Here is a 26,921-nt window from a genome sequence, read left to right on the forward strand (position 1 = left end):
CGGGAAGAAGGCCCACAGGGCCGGGATCGTCTTGAACCGGTTGGTGTCACTCGGGGTCCCACCGCTCTCCGGCGTCCATCGGGTCCCAGTCGCCGGGCGGCAGGACGGGGTAGCGGCGGCGGAGTTCCAGCTCGCGGTTCCACGATCGGGCCATGTGCGCGGCGCACTCGTAGATCATCTGGCCGGTGCCGCCGAACGACTCCCGGCCGGAAACCTCGCCCTGGCAGCCGTCGGGGCCGCGCAGGCACGGCTCGACAGCGGCCTCGCGATCAGGACCCGCGGCCGCACCCTCCGGCGGCTCGTCAGCGTGCGCACGTCGGGGCATGAGGTGACCTCCAGAAAGCTGTAGCGCGGCGACCAGGCCGCGGGGGAACTTTCAATATGGAAAGTTCCCCCGCGGCCCAGCTGAGTGGGTGGCTACTCGGCGGGGACGCAGGTTTCCAGGGGCACCCGGAGGACGTAGTCCTTGGTGCTCGGCGGGAGGTTCTTGCCGCGCGGGGTCAGGCGCAGGTTCTCGGTGGACTTCTCGTCCAGCTGGATGGTGCAGGCCGCACCCTCCAGCTCGATGACCTTGCCCGTCATGCCGGCGAGGTACTTGGGCCGGATGTTGTCGATCCGCACCGTGGACCCGACCTTGACCGAAGCCGCGCGGAGCCTGCGCAGGTCCCCGCGGCGGTCGCGGATCGCCATGGCGAGGCGGTCCAGGTCGCTCTCGTCGGTGACGGAGATGATGTGCTGCAGGGCGTCGGCCTGCGTGATGGGCATCTGGAGCCTTTCATCAGCGGTGATGGTGACCGGGCTTGGTCGTGATCTGGGGGCTTGGTTGTGGTCTGGGGGCTCGCTGGCCGAGACCATCGGCGTCGTCGCCGTTCGTGTCGTTCCTGGCGGTCTCCTCGGTTGTCGAGTCGGATAGGCCCCGCAGGGGCCGTGCGGCCCGGGCGGGCGCCGGTGAGGGTGGCGCCGGTACGGGAGCGGTACCGGGCGCTGGAACCCTCTCCGGTCAGTCTGTGGGTGGAAGCGGGCGGGTGAGCCAGGCGGTGTCGGCGGCCAGCGCTCGCGCCTGCTCGGTGAAGCGGGCAGCGAATTCGGGCGATGCTCGGCTGGTCCGCTTGACCAGCCGGATGGCCAGGCGTCCGGTGCAGGACACGCCCTGCCAGCGGCGGAGCAGCTCGTCCAGGATGTGGGCCCGTAGCCCGCGCAGGCACGGGCAGGGGCGCTGGCTCAGGCGGGTCCGGATGAGCGCGGCGGCTGCTTCGGCGTGCTGAAGGTCGCTGACGGTCCGGATCGGGGCCGGTGGCCACGGCGGGACGTGGGCGCACCGTCCGATCATGGTCATGGCGGCCTGGACCTGTTGGGCGCCGCGGGCGGTGGTGTGCAGCACATGGACGTCGACGGGCGCCGACATGACCGCGGTGGTAGGTGAGCGCGTGGTGAGTTCGTTGAGGTGAGAGGTGCAGGGACGGGAAGCGGAGTCGGATCCGGCGGCGGGCATTGCAAGGGGCCTTTCTCGCGTCGGCGCAGCACCGGGTCCCGCCGGCGCCGTCGCGCCGGCGGGACACCCTGCGGGGAAGGAGGTGGATTCAGATCCAGGCGTAGCCGTGCTCGGCGCCGGGATCGGCCTTGGCGAAGACCGCGAAGTCGGCGGTGTGCACGGGATCGCCGGTGCGGGCGTTCTCGAATCGCGGTCGGCGCCAGGGGTTGTAGGTGACGCGGAGGAGTTCACGCAGGTCGGGTTTGGTGTTGACGGCGGCGGCGGTGCCGACGCACCAGGCGTGGACGTTGCGTTTGCCGGTGCGGCGGCAGCGTTCCCAGCCGGCGCGCGACACCCGGAACTGCACGGGGCCGGTGGTGTCGGCGCACAGGGTGACGTCGTCGAGGTGGGCGATGACGCGGCCCTTGTGCTCGCCGGTCAGGGCGGTCACCGACCACAAGGTGGTGACCAGGTTGAAATGGACTCGGATCCGATGGCCGAGGAGCTGGTGGACGTCGTCCAGCAGAGCCGACCCCGGGCGGGTCCGGCTCACGCCGCCCTCCCACCGGTCCGGCCAGCGCCGGAACTCGGCTTGGCCGCGGCGCGTTCGTGCCGGGCCAGCAGCTCGCAGATCTCCTTCACAAGCGGAAACGGCAGCGCGGCCAGGGTGAGTTCTGCTCGCGAACCGTCACCGAGCACCGCGATCCGATGCTCTCGAACGGCGGCCCCCGGCGTGTACCAGGAGATCGTGGTCCACTGGTCGCACTTCAGGTGGGCGGGGGTGCGGACGTCTCCGGTCAGCGCGCCGGTCAGCTGCCGGACCTTGCGGGCGCGGGCCCGCGCGGTCTGTTCCTTCTCGCGCAGGAACTTCTGCGCGGCCGCCAGGTCCTTGCAGTAGCCGGGCAGCAGCCGGCGCGTGATGTCGGCGGCCAGCGCAGCCGGGCCGCGGTCGGCGCGGACGCTGATCTCGTGGCGGATGCCGCGGACATTGTCGGCGCCGTTGGGCAGTTCGCCGTGCGCGTAGATGCGCTCGCCGGTCCGGTCGGGCTCCAGCATGATCCGGTGCCCGTCGGGGTGTTCCACGACCACTGCTTCGTCCCAGTGGTGGGGGGAGGCGCGCCATAAGCCGCCGAGTTCGGCGGCGACGTCCCGCCCGAACCGCGTCCAATCTGCGATCGGTCCCATCGGACCTCCTTCATCATCGTGGCCGGCTCGTCACGGCCGGCTCGTTCTCACCGGCCCGCTCGGCCCGCCCCCTCGGGCGTCGTTCTCCCGAAGGGGCGGGCTAGGCGGCCGGACTCGGTGGGGCGGGCTGGGTGGATGGGCTAGGCGGCGCGGCCGCGGCCGGGTCGGGCCGTCCGGGGCACGGCGGGCGGGGGAACCTCTGCTCGTCGCGCCTGCAGCTCGGCGAAGGTGGGGACGCGCGCCATCCGGCGGACCTTGGCGGCCAGCCGCGCCCAGTCCTGGGCGATCTCCTGGTGGGCCTGGCCGTAGCCGACGTCGCGGCCGGCGGCGAACCCCAGCCGATAGCCCTCAGTGAACGCGGCCTGGTCGATCCGGCGGTCGCGGTCGCCCTGCGCGGCGAGGGACTCGATCAGCCAGGCCGCATGCGCGACCAGATACTGAAGACGCTGCTGATGCTCGCCCCAACCATCAGCGCTGGTCATCGGGGTCCTCCCGCCACGGCAGATGGGTGGGGCCCCACCGTTCCGGGCGGGGCGGGCCGAGCTCGACGGCCAGCTGGGCCAGGAACCGGCGATAGGCGCCGTGGGTGGTGAACCGGTTGGAGACCGTGCTCGTCCGGTTCCAGACCGTGTACTCGATCAGCTCACCGTCGGTGAACATCGATCGCCGAACGATCACGTCCCGGTACGGCTGGTATTCGGTGTCCAGAGCGATATCGGGGCGCCTGATGGTCGCCCTGACCAGCGGTGCCGGCCCGATGCGGATCACCTTCGGGTCACCGCTGCGGACCTCCCACAGCCAGTCCAGCCAGCGACCCGATTGGCCGGTCTGGGACCGGGGGTAGGGATGGGCGGCCAGCCACACCGGATCGACCAGGCCCTTGCCGTAGTGGCGGCGGAGGAGCTCCACCACATGGTCGGCGACGAAGTCCTCCCGGTCGCCCATGACCACGTACGGTGCATGGCCGGCGTGCGGGATCGTGACGATGGCGAGGTAGGTGCTGGAGCCATCGGCGAGCTGCGGCTCGTCCATCAGCGGGCTGCTCCTTCCTGGTCGTCGAGCTCGGACTCAGCATCGAGACCGAGACCGAGACCGACGTCGGGGTCGGGGTCGGGGTCGGGGTCGTCGCGCCACTGCCGCGCGGCCGCCGACATGTGCTCGTGGGCCTCGCCGGTGTTGATGAAGATCCGTGTGAAGGGGACGCCGTCCTCGTCGTGGTCGTCGCCGCCGTAGGTCTCGATGTCGATCAAGGGCGTGGTGTCCTGCGATCGGGTGAGGATCACCGACCACGACGGCGGGAAGTCGTCCTCGACCTGCACGCGCGCCCTGGGGAGGGGGGACAGCAGGCGGCAGATCTGGACGGCGGTGTCGGCCGGGACGCCGGTGAGCCGCAGATCGGCTGTCTTCGCGGTATCGCGCAGGACCACCGTCGCCTCCTGCGGTTGGCCGGACCGCCGCCACTGCACGGTGAGGGCCCGCTCGTGGGAGCCGGGCGGAGCGGGTGTGCACGTGGCTTCCGGCAGCAGCTGCCGGATCTGGTTGGCGACCCGGCTGCGGGCGGCGGCCGCCGCCTGCTCCCGCTGGAACCACCGCACCCGCTCCAGCGCGGGCAGGTAGGCGGGGAGCAGGCGGCGGGTGATGTCGCCGGCGATGGCGCGCGGCCCCCGGGCGGTGGACGCCCGGATCCGGACCGTGGGGCGGCCTGCCGGCTGGTCGTGGAAGGCGCCGGGGAAGACCCCCAGCGCCGTCACCGACGCTCGGCTGTAGGGGCTGGTGAACCGGAGCCGCAGCAGCGCTCCGTCGTCGCGCAGCAGCTCGCGGCCGTCAACGTCGGGAGAGGGGGCGAGGATCACCCAGTCCTCGCCCAGGTGCTCGGCGATGTCGCGGGTGAGCTGGGTCAAGTCGATCGTCGGCGAATCGGTCATCAGCGCTCCAGATGAGGTCGATCAGGTCAGGGCCCACGGGTCGGGGTCCGGGGCGAGCGACTAGAACGGCGGGTCGTCGCTGTAGCCGCCGCCCGCGCCGCTCCAGCCCTGGCCGGCGGCGCCGGCTCCTACGGGCTCGCGGTTCTGGCCGAAGTCGCCCCAGGGGCTCTGGCTGGCGTTGGGGGCGGCGTTCTGGGTGGTGGTGCCGTCGCTGGTGTGGCTGCTGCTGGTGTGCCGCTGGGTCTTGGTGACCTTGGCGCTGGCGTTGCGCAGCGACGGGCCGACGTCCTCGACGTCGATCTCGAAGACGGTGCGCTTGTCGCCCTCGCGGGTCTCGTACGAGCGCTGCTTGAGGCGGCCCTGCACGATCGCCCGCATGCCGCGCTGCAGGGTCTCGGCGATGTTCTCGGCGAGGTCGCGCCAGGCGGTGCAGGTCAGGAACAGGGTGTCGTTGTCCTTCCAGCCGTCGCTCTGGCGGTCGAACTTCACGGTGGTCGAGGCGATCCGGAAGTCGCAGACCGCGACACCGGTGGTGGTGAACCTCAGGTCGGGGTCGGCGACGAGGTTCCCCACGAGAGTGATCTTCGTTTCGTTGATCAACGCTGCTCCAGACGGAAATTACGAACGCCCGCGCACGGTGCGCGGGCGTTGAGGGGATGAGGGTTTCGGTGACAGGACTTGCGGCGGAGCTCCTTCCTGCAGTGGTGTCAGGACGCCAGGTGGATGCGGCTGCGGCGCCACTGCGCGAGCCACTCGGCGTACTGGCGGCGGTAGATCTGTTCGGCTGGGGAGTTCGGGTCGCGGGGGCGGCGCAGGTGTTCGGGGCAGCCTGTTCCGTCGCCCGGCGAATGGTCGTCGGCCCACACGAATCCGCAGACGCACAGCAGGCGGCCGTAGTCAGGGTCGGTGGTGCTGTAGATGGGACGTCCGCTGGGGGTACGGCCGTAGCGCGGTATCTGCCGGCGCACTTCGGCGTCCCAGCGCCGGGCGCCCTCGGGGTCGGCGTCCGGGTCGGGCCCGTAGTGAGCCATCGATGTGTAGCTGCGGTCGGCGGAGGCGATGGTCTCGGCGAGCCATTCGGCCGGAGTGCGCCGCGGCCGGTCAGGGTCGAGTTCGATGAAGGCGCGTTCGGTGGCCTGGTCCTGTCTTTCCTGCGCCCACGGGCAGCGCTCGTGGACGCCGAAATAGGTGAGAGTGTTCTGGTAACAGACGACGCAGCCGCATGGCCGGTACACCCACCCATGGAGATCCGCCAGGGTCAGTCGCCGCTCGGCGCCGGACGGGCTGGTCAAGTGAAACACCACCCTCCGTCGCAGGCGCCGTCCTCGTCGTCCAGCGGAAGCGGCGCGTCGGTGGGGACCACGTCGGCCAGGGGAGCGTTGAAGCGAGTCAGCCAGACCGGGTCACGGTCCAGTTCGTGGCGCCGCCGGTTGATGGTGTTCTCCAGGTCGCAGGCCCGCGCGAACAGCTGGGGCTCCTCGCGGCGCATGTTCCGCCACTGCTCCATCCGGTGGTGCGGGCAGAAGAAACACGATGACGGTGGTGGAAGAGGCAGTCCGGCCTTGGCGATGATGCGGGGGCAGTCGGCGCGGCGGATCCCCATGTCCAGCAGCGGGTAGACGATGTTCTCGTAGGGCTCGCAGCGCCGGTTGTTGGCGCGCTCGATCTCGTCGACGGTGATCCCGATCGCCACCGTCGCCGGTGTGTCTGCGCTGGCGCCCTGCTGCTTGAGCCACCGCCCGATCACTTTGATCTTGAAATCGGCGGTGCACGACCGAGTGCCCGGCGCGCCGTTGGACATCCGGACCGGAATCGGGATGGACCGCGACCCCTCCTTCATTAGTCGGCCGTAGAGGGTCTCGACGCTGCCGTTGCGCAGCTTCCGCTCGACCTGGATCAGCCGCAGCCCATGCCGGGCCGCGAACGGGGCCGCGTACCGGTGCAGGTAGCGCAGGGTGCCGGGGTTCTCTGAGTCGTCGCCGACGTTGGCGAACACGAAGGTGTCGTAGTCCAGGTCGCCGGCGGCGGCCAGGGCGAGCGCGGCGACGGTCTGCCAGCCGCCGCCGAAGGAGAAGGTCTTGGGCGGTACGCCCGGCGGCCAGAGCCGGACGTCCGGGCTCGGCGGCGCGTGGGTGGTGGCCATGGGGGGCTCCTCTCGGCTGGTCCTGCCGGCCAAGGGCGGGGAATGGCGACGGGCCGCCGCCCACCCCGGGGCATCCGGCGCGAACCGGATCGGGGCGGGCGGCGGCCCGCTCGGATGGCGCCGTGCTGGCGCCGGTCAGGTGGCGGGGGTCAGCGCTGGGCGGCGGCCAGCGTCAGGGCACGCATGGCCTTGGTCTCCATGTCGTGGGCGGCGTCGGCGTCGGTGAGGGTGTGGGCGACGCTGGTGACGGCGTGCATCACCCCGCCGGCGGTGGTGTCGCCGCCGCGGATGAAGTGGTTGAGGATCTCGGTGCGCTGGGACTCGGAGAAGGCCAGCTGGTCGCCCAGGACGTGGATGGTCTTTTGCGGGTCGCGGATCGGTGCGCCGGCGTCCCGCTCGATCTCGTGGAGCTTGGCCTCCACGTACTCGCGCTTCAGGAAGTGGGCGACGGCGTCGGCGGTCTTGGCGGTGATCAGGTCCAGGTTGCGCTGCTGGGTCTCGGCGCTCCAGGTGACGACGCCCTCCTCCAGGCGGCCGCCCACGTGCACGCTGCGCATCGCGTCGCGGTTCATGGTCATGCCGTTGCGGCAGACCTGGACCACCAGCCGCGGGGTGATGGTGAAAGCTCCGTGGCCGACCTCGGAGTTGGTGATGACGAACCCGGCGAACACCACCGGGTTGTCGGCACCGGCCTCGCCGGTGAAGGGGGACCGGTAGCCGTGCAGCAGCCGCGGCGCCAGCGCCCGGACCTGCTCGCACACGATCCGCACGTACATGCGGCGGTCGGTCAGGTCGCAGCCGTCGATGTCGACCTGAACGCCGGCGCGGCGGACGCCGTCCAGGGTGGCCATCAGCGCGTCGAGGTTGTCGACCCGCTTGTAGCCGTCCGAGAGCCAGGCGCGGGCGATCCCCTCATCGCCGTTGTCGCCGCGCAGCGCCCGCAGCAGGTACCGCTTGTCGGCGGGGGCGCGGTGCAGCCACCCGTTGAGGTTGGCGTCGTACAGGTCGAGCGCGTGCTCGCGCATCCGCGCCAGGTACTGCCGCGGGACGCCGAACTTCTCCGACAGGCCCTCGTCGGCGACGCCGGTGGGCCGGTAGACGCCGTCGGCGGAGGTGACCCCCGAGCGGGTCAGCATCGGCTCCACGCCGTGGACGATGAGCCGGCCGTGCTCGACGTGGACGGTGCGGGGGCCGACGACCATGTCGACCTTGCGGGTCTGCTGGCGCTCCAGCAGCGCGGCCATGTCCTGCAGGGTGGCGTTACGGGTCGTGGTGAGCAGCTCGGCCATAGTGGTTCCTTCCAGATCAGGTGCGGGTCGGACGGCGGAATCGGGGCGGTCTCGGGGCGGTCTCGGGCCGGTCATCGCTCGGGCTCGGTCGTCCCGGGCTCCGGGGACTGCTGTTCAGGGGCGGTGGATTCGCCGGTGAGCACGGCGGGCGTGTGGTGCAGGGCGAGGGCCTGGTGGACCTGATCGGGTCCGGGGAGCGGCAGGCCGGCCAGGTCCGTCAGCGTCCACGCCAGCTGAAGGACCTGTTTGAGGATCGGCACCGACGTCCCGGCGAGGCGGCGGCTCAGCAGCTCCAGGGCCTGGTCGTCGGGCAGGAACCGGCTGAGTATCACCGAGGCGGGTACCTGCGCGTTGGTGGTCCACGGGGTGTCGGCCAGCCGGGCCCGGGCCCGGTCGCGGGCGTCCCAGACATGCGTGGCGACCGCTGCGGTGCTGTCCCCGCCGATCTCGACCGGCTCGGCGTCCAGCAGCACTTTCACCGGCAGGTCATCCACCAGCGGAGCGATCCTGTCCAGGTAGCGGCGCCGCGCCGCCGGCGGGCAGGAGCACTCGCCGGCGCGGATGTTCTCGCACGGGCACATCGAGGCGCCGAGCACCAGCTGGAACCGCGGCTGGACCACCGTCGCGGTCGAACGCCGGGACATGCGGATCCACCCGCTGGTGAGGGTGCGGTGCAGCTTGTCCACCACCCGGCGCTCCAGCTCGGGAGCATCGCCGATCTCCAGCACCCCGTGCTGGGCCAGCAGCATCGCCCCGGGCGCCAGCGAACCCGAGGACGTCATGCGGCCGGCCGGCCCCGTCACCGAGACGGTGTGGTGCACGGTCCTGAACACCGGCGTGGAGGGCAGCGGGTCGCCGGCGTCCAGCAGCCCGGCGAGCGAGGACATCGTCGCGGCCGCGAGCTGCTCGTCGCGGTCCATGGGAGGCAGCAGCGCCGCGAGCGCCTCGGCGACCAGTGTCCGGCCGGGCGCGTAACCCGCGCCGGGTTCGGGGCGGCCGAGCAGCAGCAGGTCGTGGCCACCGGCCGCCGCGACCTCGACCGCGCGGCGGGCCACCGCCGGGAGCGGCGCCTGCGCGAGTTCCACCGGCGGCGCCGAGCGGCGCGTCCCCAGAAACTGCCACGGCAGCTTCCAGCCCTCGGCGGGCGCAGGCGGGACGTCCGGGAGATCCTTGTCGGGTTCGGTCAGCCACCGAAAGAGCCGCGCCCGGTAGAACAGCTCGGTCAGCGTCCGCGGCGCCAGCACCCGCACCCCATCGATCGCGGCGGCCTCGGCCGCGTTCTCCGGCGCGACGACCACCGTCGACACGCCGAGCTCGGCGGCGGCACGCACCGCGGGCAGCACACCGCGGGCCGGGCGTACCGCGCCGTCCTGGCCGAGCTCAGCCAAGAACAGGGTGCTGTCCAGCCCCTGCGTCGGGATTGAGCCGGCGGCCGCGAGCACGCTGACCGCGATCGCCAGCTCCATGGTGTTGCCGGGCTTGGGCAGGCTGACCGGGTACAGCGAGACGATGAGGTTCTGGGAGGGCCAGCGGATCTCGCTGTTGAGGGCGGCGTCGCGGACCCGGCGGCTGGCGCTCTCGGCCGCCTGGTCGTGCAGTCCGATCACGTGCAGGGCCGGGGGGCCGACGTTCATGACGGCCTCGACCTCGACCACCATTCCCTCCAGGCCGATCACCACGGCGGACAGGGTCTTGGCGATGCTCAACGGTGTTCCTCTCATCGGTCGGCCGACGTGAGCAGTGCACGGGCGGCGCGCGCTGCGTTCGGCCGGAACGGGCCAGGTCCTGGGGAGGGCGGGGTACCGGTTGGTGGGTCGCGGGCAGGGGTGGTCACTCCTCGAGAGCCGGATAGCGGCCGGCGTCGAACCCGATGACGAACTCGGTCACCGGCGGGGCGAGGACGCGCTCGTACAGCGGGTCGCTCCACACGTCCAGCCACCACAGCCGCACCCGCTGCTCGTCGACCCGCATCAGGTAGCCGGGCGGCAGGTGAGCGATCAGGTAGCGGCACAGCACGCAGTCGTCGGCGTTGTCGCGGCGGCCGCGGAATCCCAGGCCCCGCAGCGCGCGGGTGATTTTTCGGGGGGTGGCGGGCAGGGCGTCGAGGCGCTGGTCGACGGCGCGGATCACTGCCTCGTGCGGCGACTGGTCGTTCGGGACGGACTGTCGTGACGGGACCGGGCGGGGCGGTGGAATCGGGCGGGTGAAAACGGGCATCAGGGGCTCCAAACGAAGGCGGGCCCGGTACCGCCGACAGCGGGCGGTACCGGGCCGGAGGTCGAGGTGGCGTTCAGCACGGATGAGTTCCGCCGCCATCGGCAGGCGAGTGGGGAGCAGACCAGCGATGGGGAGGCGTTCTGCTCGGTGCGCGCGGCCCGGTCAGGATGCGGCGTCGTGCCGGGCGTCGCGCCGCAGCTGCTTGATCTCCGTCCGGTAGCCCTCGCTGAACTCCTCGGGGGTGACGGCCGGTCCCTCTTCGGGGTTCGCGCCCACGTCCACCATCTGGCGCAACAGGATCAGCATCGGGTCGTCGGGAGCGTCCTCGGTGCCGCGCTCAACCGCTGCTTTGGCGATGACGCCCTCGCCGGCGCAGAGCGCGGCTTGCACGGTCAGGCACGCCGGTCCCGACACCAGGCCCGGGATCGCCCGCGTGAGCACCTGGCCCCAGAACTCCAGGAACTCGGCGGCGTGGTCGGAGCCGATGCCGATCATCGCCAGGTCCCGGTTGTAGGGCTCCTGCAGGAGGATCAGCAGCCGCGCGATCTCCAGGTGGTCGACCGTCTCGAACGCGGCTCTGCCCCGGATCCGCTCGTAGAGCGAATCGATCAGCTCCTCGCCCTGATCGATCAGGTACAGCCGCCGGGCGGCCGGGTTGAGGTTCTGCGTCCGATCGGTGAGGTGGTCGCTGGCCTCTTTGATCGCGGCTTTCACACGGTCGGCTTCCTGCCCGGTCACCGGCGCGAGCCGGGCCGGGACGGTGTCGCGGCTGTCGGCGACGCTGAAGCCGCGCAGTACCGCCTCGGCCGCCACGACGCTGGTCTGCGAGTTCAGCGGTGTCCCCTCCGGCGGGCAGCACTGCGAGTCGGGGCAGGTGAAGGACCAGAATCGGTCGTCTTGGACGCGGACACCCTGGAGGACCTGCACGCCCGCCTCGCGCAGCACGGTCTCCACGATCGTGCCGAACGCGGTGACCGGCTCACTGTCGCCGTAACCGACCACGATCACCGCCGTGGCCTGGTTATGGGTCATGACCGAGGCGACCCGTTCGCCCGCCGCGGCCGCCACGGCGTCCTTGACCTCGATGGGCTGGTCGGCCGGTGCCAGACCGACGCGCATCGCCGGTCCGGGCGGGTCCCCGATCCCCACCACGACCAGGCTGTCGGTCGGGGTGAACCCGAGCATGAACGGGACCAGGGTCACGATCTCGGCCAGGGTGGTGACCATCGACGGGCCGGGGCTCTCGCCGAAGGCAGATTCGGTGTGCGACATGGCGACCTCCAGAAACGTTGAGCTCGGGTATGCCGATGGCCCGGCCTGAAGGCCGGGCCATCGGCAGGGTGGCGGGCGGCGCCCGCCCCGGGGGGTTACTGCGCGTCGTGCGCCTGGGGCGCCACCGTGCTCGGCGGCGGATCGAAGCCCGCCGTGCCCTGGACCACGTTGGCGAGGGCGGCGGGGAGCATGGGGTGGTTGGTGACCGCGGCGGCGTTGGTGTGGGGGTCGATGTCGTCGCGCACACCGTCGTCGGCGGCCAGCGCCGTCGCCAGCTCGGTCGACTTGGGCCCGAGCTTGAACGCGCGCCGCAGCATCGTCTTGTGCGCCATGGACTCGAAGTCGGTCCGCCACACACCGGTGACCTCGCCGCTGCGGCTGGAGCGGGGCGCGTACTTGTCCCGGTAGTCCTGCATGTCGGCGTGGCTCATCGGGTCGGTCAGCACGTACCCGCCGCCCTTGATCAGCAGTCGGGCGTAGTACGACACCGGCTCACCGCGCGGACCGGCGTCGTAGGGGATGTGGCGCAGCCGGTCACCGTCCTGGTTGTACTCCAGCCTCCATTCGTCCTTGGAGTAGCGGGTGCGGGCGCTGGCACCGGCCACCAGCCCGGACCGGTAGGCCAGATCCAGATACCCCTGGTAGCCGATGATCAGCTGGGCACGGAAGCCGCCCTGGCCGTCGTTGGCGTACCGGTCCCAGAACGGCAGCGGCCAGGCGTGCCCGAGCACCGCTGGCCGCAAGCCCAGTTGCGCGCAGGTCATCAGCGACCCCAGCACGCTCAAGGCGTCGCAGGAGGCCAGCTTGGGCTCCAGGCGCAGGCACGTCAGCGCGTCGCGGACGAGTTGACGCGCCTCGTTACCGCGCGGCATCGCCAGCTGGAACTGCTCGTGCATGGCCTTGATCTGGTCTTCCAGCGTCTTCGGCTTCGTCTTCTCCGCGCCGACCCCACCGTCCCCGCTCCGGTCGGGGGAGCGGCCGGTGGAAGTCTGCTCGGCGCGGCGGGCCGAGACACGCTCACCGAGGTCACGCCCCATCAGTGATCAACTCCTTGGGCAGCTTGTTGAGGAACTTGCGGTGGTGGTTGGTCTGGCGAGCCGCGGCCGCGGCGTCGGGGTACCGCTCCTCCAGCACCTTCTGCTTGTAGCTGGTCTTGGAGGCGTTGTCCCAGGTGGCGACCTCCTGGCCGCGGTAGGTCGCGATCTGGGCCTCTCCCATCAGGTGGGTGAAGTCGGTCTTGGCGCGCTGCTTGCGGGCCTTGGCGGCGACCTCGTCCAGGTGCGCGTCGTTGTAGTCGCGTAGCAGCCGCAGGCCCTGCTCACCGACCTCGACCTTGAGGCCTGTCTTCGCGCGCGGGAACATCCGGCAGACCAGGTCCTCAGCGGCCTTGCCGCCCTCCAGCGGCGGGGGAGTGCGGGCCCGCACCAGCTCCCAAAACTCCTCCTCCATCGCCCGCAGGTCGGCGATCAGCGCCTCATCGCGCTCCACCCGCCGGATCAGCGGCGGAGCGCCTCCGACCTGCGCCGCGACCCACGCGTGCGAAAGACCGGTGACGTCCAGGTAGTGCTGGGTCTGAGCCTCGGCGCCGTCGGCGATCTGCCCGTCCTCCCACTCCCCGCGCCGCCAATGGTTGGTGTTCTTGATCTCCAGCAGGCCACCGTCGCCGGTGAGCCGGTCCACCGACGCCAGCTGCCAGTCCCGGTCGGTGTGCCGCATCAGGCCGCACCGGACGGCTTCGATACCGGTTTGGTGCGTGAAGTACTCGGCGATCGCCGGCTCGACGATCTGCCCCCAGACCATGTCGTCGGTCTGCGGACGCTCCACCTTCGACCCGGTCTTGGTCAGGTACACCTCCAGCCGGGTCGTCCAGGGATCCAACCCCGCGACGGCCAGGGCATCGGACCCGCCGATCCCGCTGCGCCGTGCCGCCAGCCACCGCGGCCGCGGCACATCGCTGGGCAGCACCAGCACACCGGTCGGGGTGACCAGTTCACCCGGGCGCGCGTCCAGCTCATGGGCGGTCATCGCTCGGCCGCCCCTTCCACCGGGTCGGCCCGGGCCTCTGTACTCGTTGCGTCGTCGGATTCCTGGAGGATCCGCAGCCACCTCTCGGCGGCCTCCGGCTTTCCGTAGGCCTGCAAGAACTCGGCCACCACCACGACCTCAGTGGCGGTCAACACCGGCGCGAGGTGCCCCACCGGCATCTCGGCGGCGAACTCGCGGGCCAAGGCTCTGGCAGCGGCCTCGCCGAGGTGGCCGATGCTGTGGCCGACCCGCTCCTCCAGCCGCGCGACGATCCAGCTGCCGGCCGAGTTCACGGTGTCCTCGATGTCCGGGGAGTACGCCTGCGCAACGTCCTCCCACGCGTCGGCGTCGATACCGGACGCCACCTCGAGCGCCTCGGCCAGGCCGGAGGCTCGACCATGCCCGGACCACCAGGCAACTTCACGCTGCCCTCGGGCCTTGAAGAACACCAGAAGGTACTTGCCGGCCAGCTCGACGATCATGGTCCGGTCGGCCCGCGACGTATTGGGGGCCACTATCCAACTCCTTCTTTCAACTTGCCGGGGACGCGTGAGCCGGGTCGCCGGGCATCATTGCCCGGCGACCCGGCTCGGCTACGGAATGTTCGACTCGCTTGCGTCAGGCGGCTTCGGCGGCCACGTCGCCCGGGGTCTCGTCCGGGGTCTCGTGGGGACGCGAGTCGCCATCCCCCTCGCCGCCGCCCGGCTGGCCGACGTGCTCGTTGGCCGCCGCAGCGACGGACTCGGCGGCGCCGTCCGCCGCCGCATCCTGGCCGGTTCCTGCCTCGACGGCTCGCAGCGCGCTACCATCCTCGGCAGCCGCGAGCGCGGTACCCCCCTCGACCGCCTCCTGGTCGGGGTCGGTGCCGGTGTAGCGGACCTTGAGGATGACGGCCTTCTCGATCGCCACCGGCTTGTGCCCGGCCTTGTCCTTCAGGAACTTCAGGTACGCCGACGCCTCGTCGCGGGTGCAGTACGGGTTGGCCCTGTCGGTTCGCCAGGTGTTGCGCCGGTCGCCGATGTCGGCGATCTCGTACTCCATCGCGGCCACGTACTCGGCCAGTATCAGCGTGTGCAGCCGACCGGTCGTCGCCCGCTGCGCCTCCTCCTTCGCCTCGGTCAGCGACTTGCCGGTGAACTCGCGGAACAGCGACTCGCTGCGCCAGTTCCCCAGGCCCGCCCGCACCGGGCCCGGCATGACCAGCAGCTGATCGGCCAGGAACGCCATCGTCCCCGTCGGGGCGGTACGGCGCCGCAGCAGCTGGGCCAGGAACACCCGCCGCGCCTTGGCCGCGGTTAGCCACTCACGGTTCGCCCTCACCACCAGATCGCGAGGGGGTACGTACGTGGTCTCGGCGCCCTCGGTCCTGGCGGCGCGGCCGGTACGGCTGCGGTGCCCGTACTGCTCGGGCGAGGTGCAGTAGTACACCGCCCCGGGCGGCCCGTACGCGGTCACGAACACCCGGGCGCCCGGGCACTGGCGGTGGTTCTCCGGGGTCAGCTCCTGACCGTCCTTGTCCCGCAGCTGGTCGACCCGCCACCCGCCGGGCGGGAGGTTCTCGGTCACGGTCTCGCCCGCCTCGACGAGCTCGGCTCGCATCCGCATCCGCTGCCCGACTCGGGCATCGGCGAACCCGTGCCCGTACTGCACCGGGTCGGTGCAGTACTCCACCGGCTCGGTCAGGTCGTAGGGGAAGTGCACGCCGCGTCCCGGGCACTTGCTGTGCAGCTCGCTGTCGAGGAAGTCCTCCGCCTCGTCGCTCTCACCGCTGGACTCGCTGTGCTCGCCGTCGTCGCGCTCGTCGTCGACGCGGAGCCTGTCCAGCTCCACGGCACCGTCGGGCAGATCGTCGGTGACGGGGACGCCGGCTGTGGAGAACGCGGCGAGCAGCCGCTCGTGCTCGGCCTCGTCGGCGCGCTCCTTCCGGATGTTCTCGGCGACCGCCTCCATCGGCTCCCGGTACCGCCGCCCGCGCAGCAGCCGCTCGGTCGCCTCCTCATCGTCCTCGAACTCGGCGAGGATCGCCTGTTCGAGGATCGACGGCTGGTAACCCTCGAATGCCTGGGTCGCCCGCTGGTAGCCGGCGTCACTGAGCCTGCCGGCGTGGATGTGCTGCTGGACCTCCTTGGCCTTCAGGCCGAGCTGGCTGCGGGCCTCCTTGCGGGTGGCGCCGGCACCGATCGCGAACGTCAGCGCCAGCGTCTGCTGACGCTCGGTGTGGTTGAGCCGCGTCTCCGAGTCGTTCGCCAGGTACTGCAGCAGGTGCTGGCTGGCCTCGTCCAGGTCCCAGTGCACCACGCACCGCACCTCGGGACGCCCGGTCTTGCAGGCCGCCAACCAGCGCCGACGTCCCTCGACGATCCAGAAGGATCCGTCCTCCTGCGGGTTCGGGACGACGTCCAGCGCCTCCTCAACACCGCGGGCCGCGACCGAGGCCAGGAGCCGCTGGGACGGCTCGCCGTTGGGGCGGACGTGCTTGGGGTGCGGAGTGAGCTTGTCCACCGCGATGACCTGGAAGGTCACCGACGGCCTCCCCTCACTCGGGGCGAAGTCCTCCGAAGAACCGGCCGCCGTGGCCTCGTTCTCCGACAACGAAGTACTGCTCGTGCTCATGCTCTGAGCGCCTCCAGAAACTCTGTGCGGGGGCGACGCCCCCTGCTCCCTGTCCGGCGGCCAGCCCGCTTTACCTCGCCGTCCGGCGGGCCGTCAGCCCGGCGTCCCGGCCCCCGGAAGGTTTTCCGGATGGTGCTCGGCGTGGTCATCAGCCGGTGCTGGACGAGGAGGGAGACCGAGTCCGGGAGCCTGGATAAGAACCGGGCGGTGAGACGGAAAAGCTTCCGGGGGCCGGGCGCGTCAGGTCGTAGGAACCTGAAGGCAGTTGACGCGAGCCGGGTTGACGGCCCGCCGGACGGCGAGGTTGGCTGCTCCGCCGGACAGGGAGCAGGAGGCGCTCGCCCAGATTGATGGATGCTCAGTGCATGAGCTCGTGCGCTGCCCGAAGAGTCGGCCGTTCTTGGGAAGCGAGATTGCCGCCGGATGGTTCCGGAAGGAACGAGCAGATCCGACTGGCATCGTTTCGTGCTCGGACCTGCAGAAAGGGCCTCTGAGCGACAGCAGCTGGCATCGTCTCCACGGCCCGGCAGGCCAGCACTGTTGACCGCGACGAGGAACTTCCCGATGCGCTGGTGGCGAAGACCGCTGGTGGCTGAGAGCGCGGCCATGGTCTGGGAAGATGAGCTCTAATGCCATCCCCTCCTCAGTGGACTCCGCCTCACGCCCCCGACGCGCATCCCGTTCCGAGTGACGGACGCAGAAACTGCGGCGTGGTAGAGACCGTCCTCCGCCGCCAGTGGGACCCTGATCAAGGGCTGCCGCCGACGAGCCTGATCCACGCGATCGACCGGATCGCGGGTCTGCCTGTGCACCTCGCCTCACGCCTGGCGACCTGGCTGGACGGCCTCTGGCTGGGCGAAGGAGCGGTGCCGGATCTGGACAGCCTGTGGTTCTTGCGGGGGCAGCTCGTGCAGGAAGGCTCGTCGATTCTGTGGGATCACGAGCCGGCCGCGGTCGTCGGCCGCACCATGGTGGTGGGCACCGGCGACCACTTGAGCGTCAGCCTCGTCGACCATGAGCTGGGACACGTGTTCGACGCGATGGACGAGATGTCCGCCCGGCCGGATTGGCAGACGATCATGTGGCGATGCAGCCCGCTGGTCCTGCATCCCCGCTACCGAGATCCAGCTGAGCTTTGGGCAGAGGCCTACGCACATCTAGCTGTCGGGGAGCTGCGCCGCCTGACCCGCCTGCTCGGAGGGAACAGCGAGGCCATGGAGATGGTGTGGGCGTACTATAGGTACCAGCTCGGTCTGGAGGTGGGCCCCAAGTGATCCCGGTCATCGACCGCAACGGCGTCGACTTGCTGATGCCTCACGCCGCTGGGCACGGCGCCGAGCGGATCACCCCGGACGACCCCCGCTACGGCGACCTCAAGGCGATCGCCGTCGACCTGAACGTCCCTGATGATCCGACCGCAGACGCAGCCCTTGGCGCAGAGCTGGAAGCGCGCTACCGGGCCCGCGGCCACGCCGCCTGACCTGATTCCGCAAGACGATCAGCTACGTGCCGAAGGGCCTCGGCTGAGGATAGGCCGGACCCACCAGTACGGGCGGTTCAAGTAGTTGACCGTGATCATCTCGAACTGGCCATCGCGTTCGGGGCGGTAGGGCATGGCTCCGAACACGAGCAACCGATACACCGTCTCTGCGGCTCGGCCGTGATGCTCAACGTCCTTCTCCGCAGCGCGCACCTCGACCACGCGCCAGGTCATCCCGGTATCGGCCCGGCGCACCTCTGTTGGCCGACGTGGCAGGCCAGCGTGCTTGACGACCGCAGGGAACTCGTCCACCGAACAAATAATCGCACATGCGTTCGACGTGGGCACTGTCTGGGGCGCCGCATCGTCAGACCAAGCCGAGTGTGACGCCCAGCGATAGTTGGCGGCTCCCAGAGTTGGTTGGCGGGCCTTCTCTAAGTCTGCTCGGCGGGCGATCACCGACATCAGCGCCAGCACGGCGGAGGCCGGCAGTCCGCTGGTTGGGGCCGCTGGAAACTGCCCGGGATCCGTGCGGTTGTCGGCCGCCGTTGTTCAACCATGCCCCTCCCGTTCAGGGACGAAGGTCTCTGCAGTGCTTGGTGGTCGTCGACTGGAGGTTGAGGAGCGTCATCACGCCTGCTCTGCCGCTGAAACGCGAGCAGATGTCATCCGGTGTGGTGCCTTCGGCAGGCGAGACGACGAAGGCGTCGGAAGGCGGCAGGTGGTCGGGCATGTGGCCGCCGTAGTGCGTCAGCAACTGCGGCTGGGACAGATAGGTGACCGAAGCGATCAAGGTGCTTTGTTGGAGTTCTTGGCGGAGTTGGTCCTTCTCTGTCTGCGTCGCGATCTGAGATCGGCAGGGCGAGGGCTGGGACGTCCCTGGGAGGATCCCGGCGTTCCCTGCTGAGCACAGCAGGAAAGCGACCGTGGGCGCAGTCGGCTTGCTGGCTTCCTGATGAGCCACTGCGGTGCGGGGCTGCAAGGTGCCGGAGAACGCCGCCTCGTACAGCAGGAATCCGCCCCAGCCGGTGACGGCGGTTGCCAGCAGCGCGACAACGACACCCAGCGCGATCAACGCCGGCTTGTTCTTGGGCCCGCGTGGGGCGGGTGACACAGGAACGAACGGGCCCGGGGGCGGCGATGGAGGTGGTGTGGGGTGATGGGTCACGGTATCCAGCCGATCCTCGGTGTGTTGCGTTTGCGTTCCCTGTCGAGCAGGGTGTCGATGACACCACGCAGCAGGGTGTATCGCGGGATGCCGGCGACCGGTCGCCGGCATCTGGGACGGCGGCGACCGGCCTCAACGACGCTGAACCAGCCGTCTTGGACTTCGGCGCTCTCCAGCATCTGCCAGGGCACCTGGTGGTGTTTGAACCACAGGCCGTCCAGGGACACCGAGTACTTACCGAAGCTCAGCACGGACCCGCGCTGCAGATCCTCCAACGCGGCCGGCAGCCTGGACTTGCCGAGGTAGTCGCAGACGGCGCGGCCGACCGCATTGTAGGCGTAGCCCTGGGGCAGGCCGTGTCCGGCGCTCGGCGGGGCGCGGAGCCCGCCGTCGCGGTAGTCGCCCGCAAGGGTGGTGCCCACGCCGTATTCGCGGGCCAGCTTGTATTCGAAATGGGTGTGGGTGTAGTTCGCCTTCCCGTTCCGGTAGTGGTGCACCACGGACTCGTGCCACGTGGTGATGTCGCTCCAGCGGAAGACCTGCAGCGCGTTGTCGAAGCCCTGCCGGACCAAACCCGCACGGAACTGATAGACACGGTCGACCTTGCCGGCAGAGATCCCGACGCGCGTCGGGAAGGGATGGACGTACTCGCCGAGACCGTACTGCTCAGCCAGCCTTCTGGCTTCGCCGGTCAGATCCGCCCACGTACTGTCGGCCGGCAGCAGCCCCAACTCCATGTGCCCCCGTACTCGTGCTCTGTCCAAGGGGACGAATCGCGGACCGCCGAACGGACGGACGCGGAGCCGCCCCACAAGAACCTCTAACAGACAACTGTGTCCGAATGACGGGCGGCCCCGCAAGTGCGGCACGTGCGAGACGGTGCTGCACTTAAGCAGAACCACGGCCCGGGCCGGCGCCGGACCACAGGAACGCCCGGCTGGTAGGAAGTTGAGTCGGTGCGGGACCCTGCCCTGAGGCGACCCAGCTCGCCTCCCGCGGACGACGGCGCACCGTGCCCGGCATCCCGTCTTGCTGCGGGGTTACGCTGCTGCGTTCTGGTGTCCGGCGCGGGGCAGTGTCAGTGTCGCGCCCGCTGTCAGGAGGAGTCCGGCGGCAGCGATCAGCATGCTCCAGCGCATGCCGGTCAGGAACGTGTCCGCGCCGGCCAGTAGCGCCCCGAAGACCGCGACCGCGATCGCTCCGCCGACCTGGCGGCCGGTGTTGAGTACGGCGCCCGCGGTGCCCGCCCGGTCCGCGGGTACCGTGTCGAGCAGCATCGCGGTCAGTGCGGGCACCGTCAGTGCCCCCCCGAGGCCGACGGGCACCATCAGCGCCGCCACCGTCCACACGCCGGTGTGCGGGTCGACGGTGAGGAGCGCCATCAGCCCGGCCGTCCCGACCAGTTGTCCCGCCACCATCGGGACCCGCGGGCCGAACCGTCCGGCGAGTTTGGCCGAGGCCAGGTTCACCACTGCGACCAGTGCCGTCATCGGGATGAACATCAGACCCGCGTGCAGCGCGGACTGCCCGCGCTCCTGCTGCAGGTACAGGCTGAAGATGAACACCCCGCCGTAGTAGGCGGCATTGAGCATGAAGCCGACCGCCAGGGACACCGCCACCACCCGCGAGCGGAACAGCGGCAGCGGGAGCATGGGGTGCGCGCTGCGGGCCTGCACGGCGAGGAAGGCGACTGCCGCGGCCGCGGCCGACAGCAGCGACACCACCACGAGCGGCCGGGCGAAGCCCTGGTCGCCGCCTTCGATCACGCCGTAGGTCAGCGCGCCCATCGCGAGCACCGCCGTCACCTGCCCGGCCGCGTCAAGGCGCGCGGGCAGCCGCGCAGAGGCCGGCACGCGGGCGAGCAGGGCCAGGGCCAGCAGGCCTGCGGGGAGGTTGACGTAGAAGATCCATCGCCATCCCACCGAGGCGGTGAGCGCCCCGCCGAGCACCGGCCCGGCCGCCACCGCGACCGCGCCGCCCACGGTCCAGATGGCGATCGCCCGCGCCCGCCTGGCCTGGTCGGGGAAGCCCTGCCGGACCAGGGCCAGCGACGCCGGCATCATCACCGCCGCCGCGGCCCCCTGCACCAGCCGCGCGGCCACCAGCACGCCGAGCCCGGGTGCCAGCCCGCACGCGGCCGAGGCCAGCGCGAACAGCACCAGCCCGCCGCCGTAGGCCCGCTTGGCCCCGATGCGGTCGGACAGGGCGCCCGCCGACAGCATCAGGGCGGCGAACATCAGCGTGTACCCGTCCACCACCCATTGCAGGCCGGACATGCCGCCGCCGAGGCTGCGGCCGATGTCGGGCAGTGCGACCGTGACGATCAGCGCGTCCAGCGAGATGAGGAAGAAGCCCAGCAGCGCGGCACCGAGCACGACGGGGGATCCGCCCCCGGTCGCCTCGGGCGCCGCGGCTGCGCTTCGGGCCTCGGCGGAGGGTTTGGGCAGGGATGTCATCGGGGCGCTCCTGAAACGTCGGTGAAGGTGTGCGGCCGGGGTCAGCCTGCTGCCTGTACCGGCAGGTCCTTGTTGCCGTCGCCCCAGGTCGCCGTCATCACCACCGTGGTGATCAGCCATCGGCCGCCGGTGCGGGTCAGCTCCCAGCGGTAGTCACCGCCGAGCGTCCACAGCGGAGCCCCGTGAGGGGTGGCGAGGCGGTGGGTGGCCTGGAAGGAGGCGGTACAGACGGCATGGTCCCCGTCGACCTGGACCAGGTGGTTGGCGATCAGGTGCTGAGTGGCGTCGAAGCCGCCGAGCGTCGCCGACCAGGCGTCGACGATCTCCTGGGGAGTGAGCTGGACCGGGTCGCCGCCGTTCAGGCTGGTGTAGTCGAGCAGCACCTGTTCAGCGAACAGGCCGCGCAGGAGCGCCCATTCACGGCGGTCGGCGTGCACGGCCATCCGGGTGCAGGTCTCAACGATCTCGATCCTGGTCTCGGCCGGCGATGGCGTGGCGGCCTCAAAGGATTCGGACATGGCGAAGTGGTCTCCTGTCTGGGGGCGATGAGCGGGTGGTCAGGGCCTGGGGGCAGAACCAGCGAAGGTCAGGGTCTGCGGAGTGGTCACAGGGTGCGGGCGAAGTGCTCGGCCGCCGCGTCCGCGGCGAAGTCGACCTGCGGTGACTGGTCGTAGAAGTCGAACTGGGCACCCTCGGTCCACAGGAATCGTTTGGGCCCCGCGAGGCCGTGGTGGAAGCGGCGGGCACCGTCGGGGATGGCCGCGTCCTCGCTGTGCACCAGCAGCACGGGCACGGTCACCTGCGGCGCGATCGCGACGGCGTCGAAGTCCAGCCACCCGGGCCAGGCCATGACGGCGAACCGGTTGGGCCACTGCGCGATCCCGCCGCGTTTGGGGTTGAGGTAGAAGTCGATGTCGAAGGGCATGGCCGCGTCGGGGTCACTGCCGCTGACCACCGGCACGTAGGCGACCTGTCCGGAATCCTCGTACCTGCGTCGGGCCTCGGCCGCCGCGGCCTTCTTCGCCTCGATGCCCTCCGGACCGCCGTAGTTCTCCTCGCAGAGACGGCGGTCATGCAGCCACGGCGCCACCAGGGCGAGCGACCGCACTCGAGGATCCTCGGCCGCGAAGGCGCTCACGTACATCGCGCCCGCGCACACCCCCAACGCGCCCAGGTGCATGTCGCTCACCGCCGGATGCCTGGTCAGAAAGTCCGCCGCCGCGCGGAGGTCCTGGACCTTCAGCTCCGGTGACTCGTAGTCGCGTGGCCGGCCGCCGGACTCGCCGTAGCCGGTGAAGTCGAACGACAGCGCCGCGAAGCCACGCCGGGCCAGTTCCTCGGCGTACCGGTCGGCCATCTGCTCCTTGACGCTGGTCCAGGTACCGGCGACCACGACACCCGGCACCGGGCCGATCCTGCCGGCGGGGTCGGGCAGAAAGAGATGACCGGCGAGCTTGGCCGCGTCGTCGGCGAAACGCACATGTTCACGTAGTGGCAAAGCAGGGCTCCTTGGGAATGGGCAGAAGATGGCATGTCGCCGATCGGCCGCCGTGAGAAAGCCGATGGAGTCGGTGAGCGCGCGATGTCGGGCGTTGCTCATCCACGGCCCCTCTGCGCTGACGGATCGGCGGGCGCCGCTTGGGTGTGGTCGGTCAGCGTTCGCGGCGTCGACGGCCGCCCGCAGGTCCTTCGACCCCGGTCACACCGCGCGGCTCGCGCGCGGTCCGTCCAGCCCCCAGGAGACGATCCTGGTGGGAGTGATCCTGATGATCTCCCGTGACAGGGCGGGCAGGGGCGGCTCGTGGTCGGTCAGTGCCACCGCGGTGCCTCGGATCTCGATGCCCCGGGGCGCCCATGGGTCGACCGTCGCCAGGTCGTCCACGACGAAGGCGACTGTGCTGCCTTGCTGGATGTTGCGGAACTTCTTCGTCGCGCCCAGTGCGCCGCCGCCGATGACGATCGTGCCAGTGGCGGCGTCGACGAAGAAGTTGGTCGGGTTGTTCTGCAGCTGCCCCTCGGGTGAGACGGTGGCCAGCCGCCCGATGTCCTGCGTGGCCAGGTAGTCGAACTCTGCTCGGGTGAAGATGATGCACACGTCCTTCAGTCGAATCCCGTCGGGGGATGTCATGTCTGCAGAGCCCCCTCAGCCTTCGATGTGTTCGGCTGCGGTGGGAGGCCGGGGTGGTGAGGACGCCTTCGAACGCATCGAGGACGGGCGTGTGCAGGCGGGTTCTCTGCATCCGGATGCGGTCGGGGCGCCGGGACAAGGCGGGCGCTGTCGGGGGCTTTGCGGCACGCGCGGCGAGATGCCCGTGCTGCGCCGAGAGTCGCCGCAGTACAGGCGCCTGCTGGATGCTTTCCTGGCGTCTACCTGCTGGAGGACTGCGGAGTGCCGGAGGCCCGGTCGTAGGTGAGGAAGGCAGCTCCGGTCTTGAGGACGGTGTGGTCGATGAGCTCCCAGGCGTTGGGCACGAAGACCGTGCTCCGTCCGAAGAGGGGGATGCCGGAGCCGATGGTGAGCGGGCTGAGTTTGATGATCACGCGGTCGATCTCGCCGTACAGTGCGCCGGCCAGTTCCCCGCCGCCGACGAGCCAGATGTCTTTGCCGCCATCGCGCTTCAGTTCCCGTACCGTCGCCACCGGGTCACCGGCGACGAGTTCGACACCGGGGTCCGGGCTTTCGGTCAGTGTCCGGGAGAAGACCAGGTGCTTGAGGTGGGCGTAGGCGTTGGTCACGTCGGCAGCGAGGCCGACCTCATAGCTTTTGCGGCCTTCGACGACGGTGTCGAAATGGGTGCCTTCGGCGGTGATACCGAGCGCGGCCCGGGCCGGCCCCGGCAGGGTCTCGGGGTACTCCCCGATGAGGTGCTGGATGTAGTCCTCGGACGGGGACCAGAAGCCGCCGGGGCCGCTGGGGTCGGAGCCGTCCGGGCCGGCGATGAAACCGTCGAGGGTGGAGGCGACGAAGTACACGAGCTTGCGCAAGTCAGTCCTTTGTTGATCGGTCGGCGTGGATGGTGGGGTGCGCCGGTCGGGCCGGACCCAACCCCGGTGTCACTTCGTGGCTGCGGGGAACGGAGCGACGATGCGCTCCACTGCCTGAGTGACCAGTTCGTCGCGCTCGGCGTCTGTGAAGACATCCGGAAGTGTGAGCTGCTCAACGACCAGCCAGTTCATGGCCAGATACATCAGCAGGACGGCGGTCGCGCCGCCGGGCAGGCCCGCGGTCTCATGCAGGGTGACGTTCTCATTGATGTCGGCGCGGACCTGCTCGGTGAGCAGCGCGCGCAGCTCCGGCCTTCTGGTGGCCTCCAGCCGAAGCTCCAGCATCGCCAGGTGCCCCGATCGAAAGGCGGCGACCCTGCCGACACTCTCCCGCAGCATCGTGCCGTACGACACGGCGTCCCGCGCCTGGTCGAACATCTCGGTGAGCGCGCCCTCGGCGGGCCTGAGCCGCTCGTAGACGCGGACGCCGGCCTGGACGAGCAGCTCGTCGCGGTTGCGGAAGTAGTTGGACGTGGTGCCGATGGGCACCCCCACCTCCTTGTCGAGGGCGCGCTGCGTCAGGCCCCGCGCCCCCTCGCGGGCGAGAACCTCGATGGCGCCGTCGAGCAGCGCGGCCCGACGGGCCGGATTCTGACGCATCCCACACCTCTTCCCCGCTTGAAGTACTCAAAGTAAACCACGTCATTTGAAGTACGTCAACTGGAGTACGGGTGCCGCGCGGATCCGGGGAGGCCGACGGCTGTCAGTTGCGGGGTGACCACGTGTGCCTCGGCCGGGCCAGCGATGTGGTCCAGTTCTTCGAACTCGATGACCTCGAACGCGGCCTGACGCGGTTCGGCGAAGCGGTCACGGATGCGGCGCGCGACGGCGCTTGCTCCCACGTAGTCATACGCTTCGGCATCCAGGTTCGCCGTCCGACGAGCCACACCAGACGACCTTCGGCCCCTTGAGTGCCGCCAGGACCCGGCATCGGATACACCAGGGTCGGGTCGGCGGGAGCGGACATCGCGCATCATCCTTCTTCGGGGAAGTGGGCGGGGAACATCAGATCTGCGTCAGGGAGTCGTGGTGTTCTCATGAACGCGCGGGGCCGGGCTCGCCGGCCGTGCGCGCTCGGTGCTCCGGATCAGCCACAGGCCCGTGAGCACGGCTGTGGCCAAGGTGACGGCGCCGGCCACGACGAAGGCGCTGTTGAGCCCCTCCTCGAAGGAGGCGCCACCGGACTGTCGGGTGCGGACGACGGCTCCGAGCACCGCGACGCCGAGGACCGCGCCGATCTGCCGGGTGGTGCTGATGACGCCCGACGCCAGGCCGCCCTCCTGCGGGGCGGCCGCCTGGATGGCGGCGCCGGTCAGCGGGGACATGGTCAGGGCGAAACCGATGCCGACGACGGCCAGCCGCCACCACACGTTCGCGTAGCCGGTGTCGGCGTGCACGAAGCCCAGGGCCAGCAGGCCCAGCCCGGCCAGCATCAGGCCGGCGGTGACCATGATCCGGAAGCCGTACCGGGCGGCCAGCCGGCCCGCGAACGGGCTGACGATGACCATGGCGAGCGTGCCGGGCAGGGTCTGCACCCCGGCTCGCAGGATCGAGCTGCCCTGGACGTAGACGAAGAACTGGGAGAAGAAGAACGAGGAGCCCATGAGCGCGAACCCGACCACGACCATCGCCGTGTTGGAGACCGTGAACAGCCGTTGCCGGAAGAGCCGCAAGGGCAGCATCGGTGCCGGAACCCGCCCTTCGACGACCACGAAGGCGGCGAGGATCGCGGCCGCGGCGGCGAAGCTGCTCAGGATCACCGGCGAGGTCCAGCCGCGGGAGCCGCCCTCGATCAGCCCGTAGGTGAGCGCCCCCACGCCCAGGACGGACAGGACCGTTCCCGGGACGTCGATCGCCGGCGCGCTGGGGTTGCGGGACTCGTCCAGCGTGCGCAGGCCGGCGACCAGCAGGAGCGCGCCGACGGGCACGTTGACGAGGAAGATGGCGGGCCAGCCGAAGGCCTCCACGAGGACGCCGCCGGCCAAGGGCCCGGCGGCCAGGCCGATCCCGCTGAGTCCGGCCCACAGCCCGATCGCCCTGACCCGCTCGTGTGGAACCGGGTACGCGGCGGCGAGCAGGGTCAGCGAGGCGGGGCTCAGTGCCGCGGCGCCGATGCCCTGCAGCACCCGCCCGGCGATCAGCCAGCCGATCGTGGGCGCGGCCGAGCACAGGGCGGACGCGGCGGTGAACACCACGACGCCGGTCAGGAAGATCCTCTTGCGGCCGAAGCGGTCGGCGAAGACGCCGCCGGACAGCAGCAGCATGGCGACCAGCAGCACATAGGCGTCGACGATCCATTGCAGCCCGGTCAGCTGGGTGTGCAGTCGCTCCTGCATGTCGGGCAGCGCCGCCCCGACGATCGTGTTGTCGAGCAGCACCATGAACTGCCCCAGGCAGGTCACCGCGAGCAACGCCGCCCGGTTCTTTCCGGCCACTGGCGATACAGACGCCATCGTTCCTCCTAATGCAGTCCGTGACTGCGTTAGAAACATAGACGATGGAACGCGTTAACGCAACTGGGAGCTGCGCTAAGGTGAGGGCATGGAGGAACGAGAGCCGGCCCGGCGGCCCGGCGGACGCAGCGCCCGCGTCCGGGCGGCGGTGCACCAGGCCGTCACGGACCTGGTCGGCG

General features: G+C 70.6%; 32 protein-coding genes. 2 read left to right on the forward strand and 30 right to left on the reverse strand.

The genetic code is table 11. The features are described from left to right. Nucleotides 1-46: 46 nt before the first annotated feature. The 19 genes from J4709_RS46225 to J4709_RS46315 all read right to left on the reverse strand — a co-directional run bounded on the left by J4709_RS46225 (nt 47) and on the right by J4709_RS46315 (nt 16,050). Nucleotides 47-325: a hypothetical protein gene (locus J4709_RS46225; protein ID WP_208251854.1), complete on the reverse strand. Its 279-nt coding sequence runs from the start codon at nt 323-325 to the stop codon at nt 47-49. A 92-nt stretch (nt 326-417) separates the two neighbouring features. Beyond that, entirely contained in the window at nt 418-765 is a 348-nt protein-coding gene (locus tag J4709_RS46230) for a hypothetical protein (protein WP_208251855.1), read from the reverse strand. Nucleotides 766-1,000: 235 nt separating this feature from the next. After that, complete coding sequence (locus J4709_RS46235; RefSeq protein ID WP_208251856.1) at nt 1,001-1,405, reverse strand: hypothetical protein; 405 nt, start codon at nt 1,403-1,405, stop codon at nt 1,001-1,003. 175 nt (nt 1,406-1,580) lie between these two features. Next, nucleotides 1,581-2,024, reverse strand: coding sequence for a L5-gp82 domain-containing phage-derived protein (locus J4709_RS46240; protein ID WP_208251857.1), 444 nt, complete (start codon nt 2,022-2,024; stop codon nt 1,581-1,583). Next, nucleotides 2,021-2,656 (reverse strand): hypothetical protein, encoded by a 636-nt coding sequence (locus tag J4709_RS46245; RefSeq protein WP_208251858.1) that lies wholly within the window; start codon nt 2,654-2,656, stop codon nt 2,021-2,023. Before J4709_RS46245 ends, J4709_RS46240 begins: the two co-directional genes overlap by 4 nt. A gap of 140 nt (nt 2,657-2,796) precedes the next feature. Next, entirely contained in the window at nt 2,797-3,138 is a 342-nt protein-coding gene (locus J4709_RS46250) for a FliH/SctL family protein (protein ID WP_208251859.1), read from the reverse strand. Further along, nucleotides 3,125-3,688: a hypothetical protein gene (locus J4709_RS46255; protein WP_208251860.1), complete on the reverse strand. Its 564-nt coding sequence runs from the start codon at nt 3,686-3,688 to the stop codon at nt 3,125-3,127. Before J4709_RS46255 ends, J4709_RS46250 begins: the two co-directional genes overlap by 14 nt. Next, entirely contained in the window at nt 3,688-4,581 is an 894-nt protein-coding gene (locus tag J4709_RS46260) for a hypothetical protein (protein WP_208251861.1), read from the reverse strand. The genes J4709_RS46255 and J4709_RS46260 overlap by 1 nt, the downstream gene beginning before the upstream one ends. 60 nt (nt 4,582-4,641) lie before the next feature. Then, on the reverse strand, nt 4,642-5,181 hold the full coding sequence (locus J4709_RS46265; protein WP_208251862.1) for a single-stranded DNA-binding protein: 540 nt from the start codon (nt 5,179-5,181) through the stop codon (nt 4,642-4,644). Nucleotides 5,182-5,288: 107 nt separating this feature from the next. Beyond that, entirely contained in the window at nt 5,289-5,873 is a 585-nt protein-coding gene (locus tag J4709_RS46270; protein WP_208251863.1) for a hypothetical protein, read from the reverse strand. Beyond that, nucleotides 5,870-6,724, reverse strand: a complete 855-nt coding sequence (locus tag J4709_RS46275) for a phosphoadenosine phosphosulfate reductase (RefSeq protein WP_208251864.1) — start codon at nt 6,722-6,724, stop codon at nt 5,870-5,872. Before J4709_RS46275 ends, J4709_RS46270 begins: the two co-directional genes overlap by 4 nt. Nucleotides 6,725-6,873: 149 nt before the next feature. Next, nucleotides 6,874-8,013 (reverse strand): DUF932 domain-containing protein, encoded by a 1,140-nt coding sequence (locus tag J4709_RS46280; protein ID WP_208251865.1) that lies wholly within the window; start codon nt 8,011-8,013, stop codon nt 6,874-6,876. Between the two features lie 71 nt (nt 8,014-8,084). Beyond that, complete coding sequence (locus J4709_RS46285) at nt 8,085-9,719, reverse strand: ATP-binding protein (RefSeq protein WP_208251866.1); 1,635 nt, start codon at nt 9,717-9,719, stop codon at nt 8,085-8,087. Nucleotides 9,720-9,843: 124 nt separating this feature from the next. Next, nucleotides 9,844-10,230 (reverse strand): hypothetical protein, encoded by a 387-nt coding sequence (locus tag J4709_RS46290; protein WP_208251867.1) that lies wholly within the window; start codon nt 10,228-10,230, stop codon nt 9,844-9,846. Between the two features lie 162 nt (nt 10,231-10,392). Next, entirely contained in the window at nt 10,393-11,502 is a 1,110-nt protein-coding gene (locus tag J4709_RS46295; protein WP_208251868.1) for a DUF4192 domain-containing protein, read from the reverse strand. 95 nt (nt 11,503-11,597) lie between these two features. Further along, nucleotides 11,598-12,539: a recombinase RecT gene (locus J4709_RS46300; RefSeq protein WP_208251869.1), complete on the reverse strand. Its 942-nt coding sequence runs from the start codon at nt 12,537-12,539 to the stop codon at nt 11,598-11,600. Next, nucleotides 12,529-13,527, reverse strand: a complete 999-nt coding sequence (locus tag J4709_RS46305; protein WP_208251870.1) for a YqaJ viral recombinase family nuclease — start codon at nt 13,525-13,527, stop codon at nt 12,529-12,531. Before J4709_RS46305 ends, J4709_RS46300 begins: the two co-directional genes overlap by 11 nt. Next, a complete protein-coding gene (locus tag J4709_RS46310) occupies nt 13,524-14,009 on the reverse strand; it encodes a hypothetical protein (RefSeq protein WP_208251871.1) in 486 nt (161 codons plus the stop codon). Before J4709_RS46310 ends, J4709_RS46305 begins: the two co-directional genes overlap by 4 nt. Nucleotides 14,010-14,145: 136 nt before the next feature. After that, nucleotides 14,146-16,050 carry a ParB/RepB/Spo0J family partition protein gene (locus tag J4709_RS46315; RefSeq protein WP_208251872.1) on the reverse strand — a complete coding sequence of 635 codons (1,905 nt, stop codon included), beginning with the start codon at nt 16,048-16,050 and terminating at the stop codon, nt 14,146-14,148. A gap of 800 nt (nt 16,051-16,850) precedes the next feature. Between J4709_RS46315 and J4709_RS46320 the strand changes: the two genes are divergently transcribed. Together J4709_RS46320 and J4709_RS46325 are read left to right on the forward strand one after the other, a co-directional pair. After that, entirely contained in the window at nt 16,851-17,414 is a 564-nt protein-coding gene (locus J4709_RS46320) for a hypothetical protein (RefSeq protein WP_208251873.1), read from the forward strand. Continuing rightward, nucleotides 17,411-17,620 (forward strand): hypothetical protein, encoded by a 210-nt coding sequence (locus J4709_RS46325; protein WP_208251874.1) that lies wholly within the window; start codon nt 17,411-17,413, stop codon nt 17,618-17,620. The genes J4709_RS46320 and J4709_RS46325 overlap by 4 nt, the downstream gene beginning before the upstream one ends. An 18-nt stretch (nt 17,621-17,638) precedes the next feature. On the opposite strand, the gene J4709_RS46330 is transcribed toward J4709_RS46325, so the two are convergent. The 11 genes from J4709_RS46330 to J4709_RS46380 all read right to left on the reverse strand — a co-directional run bounded on the left by J4709_RS46330 (nt 17,639) and on the right by J4709_RS46380 (nt 26,742). Next, a complete protein-coding gene (locus J4709_RS46330) occupies nt 17,639-17,932 on the reverse strand; it encodes a hypothetical protein (RefSeq protein WP_208251875.1) in 294 nt (97 codons plus the stop codon). A gap of 259 nt (nt 17,933-18,191) precedes the next feature. Further along, nucleotides 18,192-18,695: a hypothetical protein gene (locus J4709_RS46335; RefSeq protein ID WP_208251876.1), complete on the reverse strand. Its 504-nt coding sequence runs from the start codon at nt 18,693-18,695 to the stop codon at nt 18,192-18,194. A gap of 89 nt (nt 18,696-18,784) precedes the next feature. Then, nucleotides 18,785-19,525 (reverse strand): DUF6585 family protein, encoded by a 741-nt coding sequence (locus J4709_RS46340; protein ID WP_208251877.1) that lies wholly within the window; start codon nt 19,523-19,525, stop codon nt 18,785-18,787. A 303-nt stretch (nt 19,526-19,828) separates the two neighbouring features. After that, entirely contained in the window at nt 19,829-21,244 is a 1,416-nt protein-coding gene (locus J4709_RS46345; RefSeq protein WP_208251878.1) for an MFS transporter, read from the reverse strand. 41 nt (nt 21,245-21,285) lie between these two features. Then, nucleotides 21,286-21,762: a nuclear transport factor 2 family protein gene (locus tag J4709_RS46350; RefSeq protein WP_208251879.1), complete on the reverse strand. Its 477-nt coding sequence runs from the start codon at nt 21,760-21,762 to the stop codon at nt 21,286-21,288. Between the two features lie 86 nt (nt 21,763-21,848). Next, entirely contained in the window at nt 21,849-22,742 is an 894-nt protein-coding gene (locus tag J4709_RS46355) for an alpha/beta hydrolase (protein WP_208251880.1), read from the reverse strand. Nucleotides 22,743-22,943: 201 nt separating this feature from the next. Further along, a complete protein-coding gene (locus J4709_RS46360) occupies nt 22,944-23,372 on the reverse strand; it encodes a PPOX class F420-dependent oxidoreductase (RefSeq protein ID WP_232385086.1) in 429 nt (142 codons plus the stop codon). Between the two features lie 239 nt (nt 23,373-23,611). Then, a complete protein-coding gene (locus J4709_RS46365; RefSeq protein ID WP_208251881.1) occupies nt 23,612-24,217 on the reverse strand; it encodes a dihydrofolate reductase family protein in 606 nt (201 codons plus the stop codon). An 81-nt stretch (nt 24,218-24,298) separates the two neighbouring features. After that, nucleotides 24,299-24,889 (reverse strand): TetR/AcrR family transcriptional regulator, encoded by a 591-nt coding sequence (locus J4709_RS46370; RefSeq protein ID WP_208251882.1) that lies wholly within the window; start codon nt 24,887-24,889, stop codon nt 24,299-24,301. 56 nt (nt 24,890-24,945) lie between these two features. Continuing rightward, on the reverse strand, nt 24,946-25,176 hold the full coding sequence (locus J4709_RS46375) for a hypothetical protein (protein WP_208251883.1): 231 nt from the start codon (nt 25,174-25,176) through the stop codon (nt 24,946-24,948). A gap of 129 nt (nt 25,177-25,305) precedes the next feature. Further along, entirely contained in the window at nt 25,306-26,742 is a 1,437-nt protein-coding gene (locus tag J4709_RS46380; RefSeq protein WP_208251884.1) for an MFS transporter, read from the reverse strand. Nucleotides 26,743-26,921: the final 179 nt, after the last annotated feature.

It is taken from the genome of Actinomadura violacea, assembly GCF_017573465.1.
Taxonomy (GTDB): Bacteria; Actinomycetota; Actinomycetes; order Streptosporangiales; family Streptosporangiaceae; genus Spirillospora; species Spirillospora violacea.